Consider the following 5012-nt stretch of genomic DNA (forward strand, 5'->3'; position numbering starts at 1 on the left):
TGGCCACCAGCCCGGCCGCGATCGACGAGGCCGAGGTCAAGGCTTCGATGCGGGAAGAAGGCGCGTCCCCGGCCGATGTCGCCGAGATGCTGGCGGGGATGAAGGCCCGCCGGGTGTCGCTGCGGCATCCCGGCGCGCTGGTGATCGGCGCCGACCAGATGCTGGAATGCGACGGCGTCTGGTACGACAAGCCGACAGACCGCGATGCGGCGCGCTACCAGCTGCTGGCGCTGCGCGGCCGCACCCACACCCTGACTTCGACCGCGCTGGCGATGCGCAACGGCGACCGGCTGTGGCACGCCACCGACACGGCGCGGCTGACCATGCGGTCGTTCAGCCACCTCTTCCTCGAGACCTATCTCGACGCGGTCGGCCCGGCCGTGCAGTCCTCGGTCGGCGCCTATCAGCTGGAAGGCTGGGGCGCCCAGCTCTTCGCCCGGATCGAGGGCGACCATTTCACCATTCTCGGCCTGCCGCTGCTGCCGCTGCTCGGCTTCCTGCGCGACCAGGGGGTTCTGCCGTCGTGACTCTGACCGCAAAGGGCCGCCTGGCCGGGGTGATCGGCTGGCCGGTCGGGCATTCCCGCTCGCCGCAGCTGCATGGCCATTGGCTGGCGCGCTACGGCATCGACGGTGCCTATGTGCCGCTGGCGGTGGCGCCCGAGGGGCTGGCGGCGGCGCTGCGCGGCGTGGCCGCGCTGGGCTTCCGTGGCTGCAACGTCACCGTGCCGCACAAGGAGGCGGCGATGGCGCTGGTCGATGAGCTCGACCCGCTGGCCCGGCGCATCGCCGCGGTCAACACCATCGTCGTGCGCGCGGATGGCAGCCTGTTCGGCACCAACACCGACGGCTTCGGCTTCCTGGCCAACCTGCAGGCTGGCGCACCCGGATGGACGGCCGGGCAGGGGCCGGCGGTGGTGATCGGCGCCGGCGGCGCCGCCCGCGCCATCATCGTCGCCCTGACCGATGCCGGCGCGCCGGAAATCCGGCTGGCCAACCGGACCCGCGCCCGGGCCGAAAAGCTGGCGGCGGAGCTGGGCGGGCCGATCACGGTGGTCGACTGGGCCGACCGGGCCGCGGCGCTGGACGGCGCCGCCCTGCTGGTCAACACCACGACCGAGGGCATGCAGGGCCATGACGCGCTCGACCTGCCGCTCGACGCGCTGCCGGCCGCGGCGCTGGTCACCGACATCGTCTATGTCCCGCTGGAAACGCCGCTGCTGGCCGCGGCGCGGGCCCGCGGCCATCCGGTGGTCGATGGGGTCGGCATGCTGCTGCACCAGGCGCGGCCGGGTTTCGAGGCCTGGTTCGGCGTGGCGCCGGTGGTCGATGCCGCGCTGCGGACGGCGGTGCTGGGGCAACAGTGATGCGGATCCTGGGCCTGACCGGCTCGATCGGCATGGGCAAATCGACGGCGGCGGCGATGTTCCGGCGCGACGGCGTCGCCGTGCATGACGCCGATGCCGCCGTGCACGACCTGCTGCGCCGCGGCGGGGCGGCGGTGCCGGCGGTGGACGCGGCCTTCCCCGGCGTGGTGCGCGACGGCGCGGTCGACCGGCGGGCGCTGGGGGCCCAGGTGTTCGGCAACCCGGCGGCGCTGCGGCGGCTCGAGGCGATCCTGCACCCGCTGGTACGCCGCCGGATGCGGCGCTTCCTGCAGCAGGCCGGGCGGCGCGGCGACGCGCTTGTCGTCCTCGACATCCCGCTGCTGTTCGAAACCCGGGGCGAGCGGTTCTGCGACGCCGTGGCCGTGGTCAGCGCACCACGGCTGCTGCAGCGCCAGCGGGTGCTGGCCCGGCCGGGGATGACCCCGGAAAAATTCGCCGCCATCCTGGCGGCACAGATGCCGGACCGTGATAAAAGACGGCGGGCGGATGGTGTGGTGCCGACCGGCCTCGGCCGCCGGCCGACGCGGCTGGCCCTGCGGGCGTTGCGGCGGCAGGTGCTGGCCCGGCCGGGGCGGCGCTGGCGGCCCTCGATGAAGGTGGTGTGAGATGCGCGAGATCGTTCTGGATACCGAAACCACCGGCTTCCACGCCCTGGGCGGCGACCGGCTGGTCGAGATCGGCGGGGTCGAGATGATCAACCACGTCCCCACCGGCGCGCAGTATCACGTCTACATCAACCCGGAACGGCTGGTGCCGCTGGAGGCGCAGCGGGTGCACGGGCTGACCGACGAATTCCTGGCGGACAAGCAGGTTTTCGCCGCAGTGGCCGGGGATTTCCTGGATTTCATCGGCGATGCGCAGCTGGTGATCCACAACGCCGATTTCGACATGAGCTTCCTGAACATGGAGCTCGGCCGGCTCGGCCTGCCGCCGATCCCGATGGTGCGGGCGACCGACACGCTGGCGCTGGCCCGCCGCCGCTGGCCCGGCGCCCAGGCGACGCTGGATGCGCTGTGCCGGCGCTTCGCCATCGACAATTCCGGCCGCACGCTGCACGGCGCACTGCTCGACGCCCAGCTGCTGGCCGAAGTCTGGCTGGAGATGTGCGGCGGGCGCGAACCCGGCCTCGCCATCTCGACCTCGATCGGGATCACCGAGACCACGATCACGATCGAACGGGTGGCCCGGCCGCCCCGCCCGCATGCGCCGACGGCGGCGGAGCTGGAGGCCCACCTCATCTTCATCAAGGGCCTGTCAGACCCGATGTGGCTGAAGGAAGGGTAGGGAGAGCCCATCCCCAGAAACTGTCATGCCCGGGCTTGACCCGGGCATCCAGAGGCTGTCGACATCGTCTGGATTGCCGGGTCAAGCCCGGCAATGACAGGAAACGGAGAGAGCGGAAAGCTCAGTTCACCGTCGGCTGCGGCTGGGCCGGGGCGTCGCCTTCGCTGCGGGCGCGCAGGGCGGCCAGCTGGCGGCGGAACAGCTCGGTGAAGTCGATCGGCTGGATCAGCAGCGGCGGGAAGCCGCCGTTGCGCGTCGCCTCGGCGATGACCGAACGGGCGAACGGGAACAGCAGGCGCGGCGCCTCGATCAGCAGCAGCGGGGCGGTCTGTTCCTTGGTCACATTGGCCAGGGCGACAACGCCGCCATAGCTCAGTTCGCACAGGAAGGTGGCGGCATCGCCGGTCTTGGCGTCGGCCTTGATGTGCAGCACCACCTCGAACGCATTGTCGGCCAGCTGCTGGGTGCGCACGTCGACATTGACCGTGACCTGCGGCGGCGTCGAGGCCTGGGTCAGGCTGCGCGGCGCGTTCGGGTTCTCGAAGGACAGGTCCTTGACGTATTGCGCCGAGATCTGCAGCGACGGCTGGAGCGGCTGGCCCGCATCGGGCTGCTGGTTGACGTCCGACATGAAAGCTCTCCCTGGAAACTCGGGCGGGACCCTTGACCGGGCTCGGGCCGCCGAAAAGACGGCGTCTCGCTAGCACGGAACCTCTGCCTGCGACAACCGGTCGGCTGGCAGGCCGGTTCCGGTCAGGACCGCGGCGGCACGTCGTCGCCGCCGCGCCAGCGCGATTCCTCGATCCGGGGCAGTGAAGGGTCGGCCGAGGGATTGGGGTCGCCGGGCTTCACCTCGGTGTAGTCGGCATCGATCACCGGACCGCCGGGGCCTTGGGGGCGCCTAGTTCCCGTTCTGGGCCCGCCCGGCCAGACGGTGAAGCCACCCTGGCGCTTGGCGCGCGACCCCAGCCAGCGGATCACCGCCCGGCGCACGGGGGGCAGCAGCAGCGGCACGGCCATCAGGTCGCTCAGGAATCCCGGGAAGATCAGCAGCAGCGCCGCCAGCACCAGCAGGGCGGCATGCGCCACCGGCTCGGCCGGCGGTTCGCCCCGCGCCAGGGCAGCCTGCATCTCGCGCAGCGCCAGCATTCCCTGCCGTTTCAGCAGCATCGATCCGATGATGCCGATCGCGATGAACAGCACCAGGGTGACCAGCACGCCCAGCCAGCGGCCGACCAGGATGAAGACGGTGATCTCGGCCAGGACCGGGACAAGAAGCAGCAGGGCGAGCAGCGGCATGAGTTTCCCTTGCCGTTTGGGGGTCGGCGGCCTATCTGTCGGGGGAGCAGGCGTCGTTCCTGATCCGCGCATCCAGGCCCGGAAGGCCGTCCGTCGAGGGTAGTTTATCCGGACGGGCCGACATCACAGGTAGTGTCGCACGGCGCCCGGGTCCAGAGCGACGCATTCCGCGCCTCTCGGCGCGCGACAGATGTAGGGAGCGATGGGCGAAGGCTCTTTCCTCGATATCCTGGTTCTGGCGGCGATCGCCGGATTCCTGATTCTGCGGCTGCGCAGCGTCCTCGGCCGCCGCACGGGGACGGAGCAGCGCCGCCCGAATCCGCTCGCCCAGCAGCCGGTGCGGCCCGACCCGCGCCCGGCCGATCCGCGCGCGCCCGACAATGTCGTGGCGATGCCGGACCGCGCGCGCCCGGCCGCCTCCGGCGACACCGCGATGGCCAACGGCCTGACCCAGATCAAGATCGCCGACCGCAGCTTCAGCGAGAGCAGCTTCGCCGGCGGCGCCCGTGCCGCCTTCAAGATGATCGTCGAGGCTTTCGCCCGCGGAGACACCGCGACGCTGCGGCCGTTGCTGTCGGACGAGCTGTACGACGAGTTCAGCGAAGCGATCCGCGAGCGCCTGGCCGCCGGCCACACGTTGGAGGAGACGGTGGAATCGGTCGAGCGGGCCGAGATCATCGACGCCCGCATGGACGGCCGCACCGCCTTCGTCACCATCCGCATCGGCTCGCGCCAGCAGACGGTGCTGCGCGACGCCGACGGCACGGTGATCGACGGCAGCGCGGACCAGACGGTCGAGGTCACCGACATCTGGACCTTCTCCCGCAACACGCGGGCGACCGACCCGAACTGGGCGCTGGTCGAGACCCGCGAATCCCACTGAGCCTGATATGACGGCCGTATCACCCCGCCAGGCCCGGCCGCGTCCGGGATGCGGCCGTCTCGGATATGAGGGGCCGGTCGAGGGTCTCGACCGCTGATCCGGCATGGCCAGACCCCGAAAACCGAGCGAGGAAGAGCGCCGCCTGTGGCGACTCGTGAT

General features: G+C 71.3%; 7 protein-coding genes. 5 read left to right on the plus strand and 2 right to left on the minus strand.

All coding sequences use genetic code 11. The features are described from left to right. From AC3XYG_RS12000 to dnaQ, 4 genes are all read left to right on the plus strand, one after another. A partial coding sequence (locus AC3XYG_RS12000) for a Maf family protein (protein ID WP_489140066.1) occupies window positions 1-527 on the plus strand: 527 nt, incomplete at its 5' end. Next, complete coding sequence (locus AC3XYG_RS12005; RefSeq protein ID WP_489140067.1) at window positions 524-1366, plus strand: shikimate dehydrogenase; 843 nt, start codon at window positions 524-526, stop codon at window positions 1364-1366. The genes AC3XYG_RS12000 and AC3XYG_RS12005, both read left to right, overlap by 4 nt. Further along, window positions 1366-1992: a dephospho-CoA kinase gene (gene coaE / locus AC3XYG_RS12010; RefSeq protein WP_489140068.1), complete on the plus strand. Its 627-nt coding sequence runs from the start codon at window positions 1366-1368 to the stop codon at window positions 1990-1992. Before AC3XYG_RS12005 ends, coaE begins: the two co-directional genes overlap by 1 nt. A gap of 1 nt (window position 1993) precedes the next feature. Beyond that, window positions 1994-2671, plus strand: coding sequence for a DNA polymerase III subunit epsilon (gene dnaQ, locus AC3XYG_RS12015; RefSeq protein ID WP_489140069.1), 678 nt, complete (start codon window positions 1994-1996; stop codon window positions 2669-2671). A gap of 121 nt (window positions 2672-2792) precedes the next feature. On the opposite strand, the gene secB is transcribed toward dnaQ, so the two are convergent. Together secB and AC3XYG_RS12025 are read right to left on the minus strand one after the other, a co-directional pair. Continuing rightward, complete coding sequence (gene secB, locus AC3XYG_RS12020; RefSeq protein ID WP_489140070.1) at window positions 2793-3302, minus strand: protein-export chaperone SecB; 510 nt, start codon at window positions 3300-3302, stop codon at window positions 2793-2795. A 122-nt stretch (window positions 3303-3424) separates the two neighbouring features. Beyond that, window positions 3425-3970: an FxsA family protein gene (locus AC3XYG_RS12025; protein WP_489140071.1), complete on the minus strand. Its 546-nt coding sequence runs from the start codon at window positions 3968-3970 to the stop codon at window positions 3425-3427. A 202-nt stretch (window positions 3971-4172) separates the two neighbouring features. Here AC3XYG_RS12025 and AC3XYG_RS12030 point away from each other — a divergent pair, with 202 nt between their 5' ends. Next, window positions 4173-4853 (plus strand): Tim44/TimA family putative adaptor protein, encoded by a 681-nt coding sequence (locus tag AC3XYG_RS12030; protein WP_489140072.1) that lies wholly within the window; start codon window positions 4173-4175, stop codon window positions 4851-4853. Window positions 4854-5012 lie beyond the last annotated feature (159 nt).

It is taken from the genome of Inquilinus sp. (genome assembly GCF_057815775.1).